The sequence below is a fragment of the bacterium genome, from assembly GCA_016873475.1.
GTDB lineage: Bacteria > Krumholzibacteriota > Krumholzibacteriia > JACNKJ01 > JACNKJ01 > VGXI01.
In genome coordinates, this window is sequence record VGXI01000254.1 from 1 (window position 1) to 4,028 (window position 4,028).

The window sequence follows — 4,028 nt, forward strand, 5'->3', positions numbered from 1 at the left end:
TTTTCGCGGTCTCCAGGTAGGGCTTGCCCATCACTTCCAGGCCCCAGCGCAGAAGGCGCGTGGTCGGATCAGCCAGCAGCAAGAGGGCCACCGGCCAGGGCCAGATGCCTGCCGCGGCGGGGTTGTTCGCCTGCATCGACAGGAGCTGCAGCGCGGCTACCGCGAAGAGGGCCAGCACGGCCAGCGCGGCCAGTCCGACGGCGGCGAGCGCCAGGCCATGCCGCCAGAGGCGCACGAGGTTGACGCCGGCCAGCGTGGCGGTCAGCAGGATCCACTCGGTCATGCCTTTGCCTGCCCGCTCATGAGATCAGCTCCAGGAGACCCTTCTCGAGCGCCGACGATGCGCGCTCGTAGAGGCTCCAGCCGGCGGCCTTCTGGCGCAAGCTGACGGCGCTGGGGGTGATCCGCAGTGCCTCGGCGACCTGCTTCCAGGAGCGCCCGCCTTCGAAGCGCGCGATCGCCTCGGCTTGCGCCGGTGTCCAGCCCATCCGTTGGCGCAGCGCATAGGAAGCCAGCGTGCTCCAGAGGATGGCGTCGCCCTGTTCCGTGTCGAGCTGGCAGGGCAGATCGAGCGCGCGGGCGCGCTCCAGCGCCGCGCGCGCGCGGTGGAAGCAGGGGCCGTCCATGCCCAGGGCCTCCTCGCGCAGCTCCGTGCCGAGGGTCCCGAGGCCGAGTCCGAAGCGCATGGCCGTGGGACTGGCCAGGTTCAGGAGCTCGGGGATGAGCGTCAGCAGCGCGCGGCAGCCCTCGGCATGGGCAGGAAAGAGCGCCTGGAACTCGTCGCCGATGGTGACCAGTGGCCAGGCGGCGAAGCCCGCGCGCGCCTCGGCTTTGACGGCGGCGAAGTGGCGGCCAAGTCGGGTCTGGAGCTGGCCCCGCGCCTCCGGCTTCAGGTCCCGGGTGGCAACGAGGTCGCCGATGAGGGCGATGTAGCGCGGCCCGCTCATCTGCGCAGTTAAGCTCCTGGGCTAAATTCCGTCAAGTTGATTTACCTAGCTCAATTAGCGCAGATCGCAAGAATTGAGCCTTTACGCTGAATTTGCTCCAATTAAGCCTTGAACCCTAACTTGTGAGCTCGCCGTGACGTGGCGCAGGCAGACTAGCCTGTGACCGCCCGCCGCCGCCAGGGCTGCCGCGCGCGATAGGCCAGGCTGCGCCAGAGCCACTCGAGCGGGCCGAAGCGGAAGCGGGCGAGCCAGAAGGGCGCGAGCCACAGCAGAAAGAGCCAGACGGCGAGGGTGATGCCGGCCTGGCCAAGGCGCGATACGCGCCCGAAGAGGCCCAGCCCGTGGCCATAGAAGAGCGCCGTGCAGATGAGGCTGGTGAGGATGTAGCAGGAGAAGGCCATGCGCCCGCAGGCCGCGAGTCGCCGCCTGAGCCCGCTCCACAAGCTGGCGCGCACGAGGAGCACCAGCGCACCCAGCCAGCCCAGCGCGACGAGCAGGCTCGCCCAGTAGCCCCACTGCGCGTGCAGGAAGAAGGAGGGGATGGGGTCCCAGCCCGTGGCGAGCTGGCGCTGCGCGCCGTAGATCGTCGCGGGCAGGCCGACGAGGAGCGCGAGCCCGATCAGCCACCCGTAGACGCGCCCCGCCGCCTCGCCCGTCAGCACGCGCCAGCGGTAGAGCGTCATTCCCAGCAGCATGACGCCCATGACGCGCCAGAAGGTGAAGAAGGGGAACACCGTGAGCTGCATCTCGGCGCTCTCGGCGGCGCGGGCGCGAAAGCTCGTGAGCCAGGTGCCGCGGTAGGCGGCTAGCTCCTCGGCGAGCTTGGCCGCCGAGGGCTGCATCCGCGCTTCGAAGGCGGCGAGCTGCTCGGGCGGCCAGTAGGTGCCGGCCGTCAGGCCGGCCATCAGCATCATCAGGGAGCCGATGAGGAGGAAGAGCAGGCCGCTGGCCAGCAGCCAGCCGGGCCGCGCCTTGCGGAACACGAAGACAAGCAGTCCGCAGAGCGCGTAGTCGACGAGGATGTCGCCCGCCCAGACCAGGTAGGCGTGCGCGAGGCCGAAGAGGAGCAGCCAGCCCATGCGCCGGTAGTGCAGGCCGGCGGCGCCGCGTCCGGCGGCCCGCGCGCGGTCGCACATCAGGAGCACGCCGGCGCCGAAGAGCATGGAGAAGAGCGTCATGAACTTCTGGTTGGCCAGCGCATTGGCCAGCAGCCAGACCAGATAGTTAGCGCCGGTGAAGTCGCCGTAGGCGAGGGGATTGAAGTAGGCCGCGCCCGGCATGGCGAAGCTCTGGATGTTCATCGCCAGGATGCCGCAGACGGCGAAGCCGCGCAGGACATCCAGGAAGTCGATGCGCTCGGGTTCGCGCACGGGTGCCAGCAAGTTCTCCATCCGCAGCCCTCCTGTCGCCAGCCCCCCGTTTGGCCAGCCTAGCGAGTCCGCGCGAGCGGGGCAAGCGGCACTATCACGCAAGTGGGACGGATGTGCCGTGTTGGTTGCTCCATGAAGCGATGAACAGTATCGTTCCGGTGTGGGTCGGACGCTCAGCCCGCGGGCGGGCTCCAACGGGCGATGAGGAGATTGCGATGCACTGGACACCGAAGAGCGCTGCGCTGTTCGGGGGATTGCTGCTTGCCGCTCCTTGCGCGGCCGATATCGGCCCGAAGCCGATCCGCGACATCGGCGCGGTGGACGAACCCGGCAGCTTCCGTCTGGTCGCGAACGTGGTGAGCGTAACGCTCGACACGCGGCAGGCCACGGTCGACGCCTGGTTTCACCTCGTCTCGACCGAGACGTACCGGATATGGGACAAGGGGCGCATCGTCTGGGGCTGGCCGCTGCCGGGCGACCTTCCGGATCCGATTCAGCTCCGGTTCGCCCTGCGTGTGCACTTCCTTGGCCATAAACGCAATTGGCCGGAGCGAGACTCCTTCGAACTCATGCTCGAAGACGCTGCCGCCGTGCCTTGTCCACCTGCGGGGAATGCGTGGGCGGAATTCGATCGCCGTTTCGGGATTCCCTGGGCACTGCAGCAGTACGAGCTCCTCGGCATCTCGAGGTGGGCAGTGCTGGAGCAGGGATTCTTGCTGTACATGCCGGGGCCGTGGCTGTCCGTGCGGCTTCATGTCCGCTACATGCAACCCTACGCGCGGGTGCCGGGACAGGCCGATCTGCGTGATTTTGTTTACGTCCTGCGTACGGGCGCGCTCTGGGAAGGGCCGATCGATCGCCTGCGCATCACCGTCAAGGCTAAACATGGCGTGAAGATCGTCGACAGCACCTGGCCGCTCGCGGAGGGTGTCTGTGATTCGTTGACGGTTGAGCCGGCGGACGATCTTCGCCTGCGTCTTCGCCTGCCTCGCTGAGCGGTCGCGGCTGCGCATCCGCGTCCGTGCCACTGAAGCGGTTGCAGTCAGCCACAAGCCGCTCGGGCTTCCGCCGGCCACCGCTCCATGATCCGACACGCCCGCGTTGACGCCAGCGCGGATCCGCGCTAGAGTTATCACCCTGCCCAACCACCTCCAGGAGGCGGCGTGTCGTCGAGCACGGTGCTGCATATCCCAAACGGAGCCATCCCAGGCCCGAATCAATGAGGCCTGCTTCACGCGCCCACGGCGTGTGAAGCGAGGGATTGCTGTGCTCACACCAAGCCGTTGCGCCCCTGACGCAGGAGGTGGTTCGTCATGCCCACCCGCAAGCAGCTGCGTATTGCCTGGGAGTGTCACAACGAGGAGGCCTTCCTCGACGCCTGTGTGCTGGCTGAGAAGATCCTCGCGGCCGCGCAGGACCGCGAGGCGCGCCTCGACCTGGATACCAAGCGCTCGCCCGCGCGCGCGGCGCTGCTTCTGAGCAATGTGCTGCCGCAGCACGAGGCGCTGATGCGCCTCTGGCAGATGGTCAGGTCCTGGCGCGGCAGCCATGCGAACGAGGACATGGACGCTTGGCAGAAGCGCATGGAGGACATCGCGGGCTGCTATGAGGAGCACGCGTCCTTGCCGCTCGCGGCTTGCGCTGGCTGCGAGCAGCAGAACCTGCGCTCCGCTGGCTGCAAGCGCGTCCGGCCCGCCCTCGGGCCTCTTCC

The 4,028-nt window shown here is 68.1% G+C and carries 5 protein-coding genes; 2 read left to right on the forward strand and 3 right to left on the reverse strand.

Going from position 1 to position 4,028, the window contains the following annotated elements:
- From FJ251_14200 to FJ251_14210, 3 genes are all read right to left on the reverse strand, one after another.
- A partial coding sequence (locus FJ251_14200; GenBank protein ID MBM4118856.1) for a hypothetical protein occupies positions 1 to 283 on the reverse strand: 283 nt, incomplete at its 3' end.
- A gap of 16 nt (positions 284 to 299) precedes the next feature.
- On the reverse strand, positions 300 to 947 hold the full coding sequence (locus tag FJ251_14205) for a hypothetical protein (protein ID MBM4118857.1): 648 nt from the start codon (positions 945 to 947) through the stop codon (positions 300 to 302).
- 152 nt (positions 948 to 1,099) lie between these two features.
- Positions 1,100 to 2,338, reverse strand: coding sequence for a DUF418 domain-containing protein (locus FJ251_14210; GenBank protein MBM4118858.1), 1,239 nt, complete (start codon positions 2,336 to 2,338; stop codon positions 1,100 to 1,102).
- 194 nt (positions 2,339 to 2,532) lie between these two features.
- Here FJ251_14210 and FJ251_14215 point away from each other — a divergent pair, with 194 nt between their 5' ends.
- Together FJ251_14215 and FJ251_14220 are read left to right on the forward strand one after the other, a co-directional pair.
- Positions 2,533 to 3,312: a hypothetical protein gene (locus tag FJ251_14215; protein ID MBM4118859.1), complete on the forward strand. Its 780-nt coding sequence runs from the start codon at positions 2,533 to 2,535 to the stop codon at positions 3,310 to 3,312.
- 318 nt (positions 3,313 to 3,630) lie between these two features.
- The coding region (locus tag FJ251_14220; protein ID MBM4118860.1) for a hypothetical protein at positions 3,631 to 4,028 on the forward strand (398 nt) is incomplete at its 3' end.

Coding starts and splice junctions, on each gene's coding strand:
- FJ251_14215 (MBM4118859.1), top strand. CDS start 2,533: ATGCACTGGACACCGAAGAGCGCTGCGCTGTTCGGGGGATTGCTGCTT.
- FJ251_14210 (MBM4118858.1), bottom strand. CDS start 2,338: ATGGAGAACTTGCTGGCACCCGTGCGCGAACCCGAGCGCATCGACTTC.
- FJ251_14205 (MBM4118857.1), bottom strand. CDS start 947: ATGAGCGGGCCGCGCTACATCGCCCTCATCGGCGACCTCGTTGCCACC.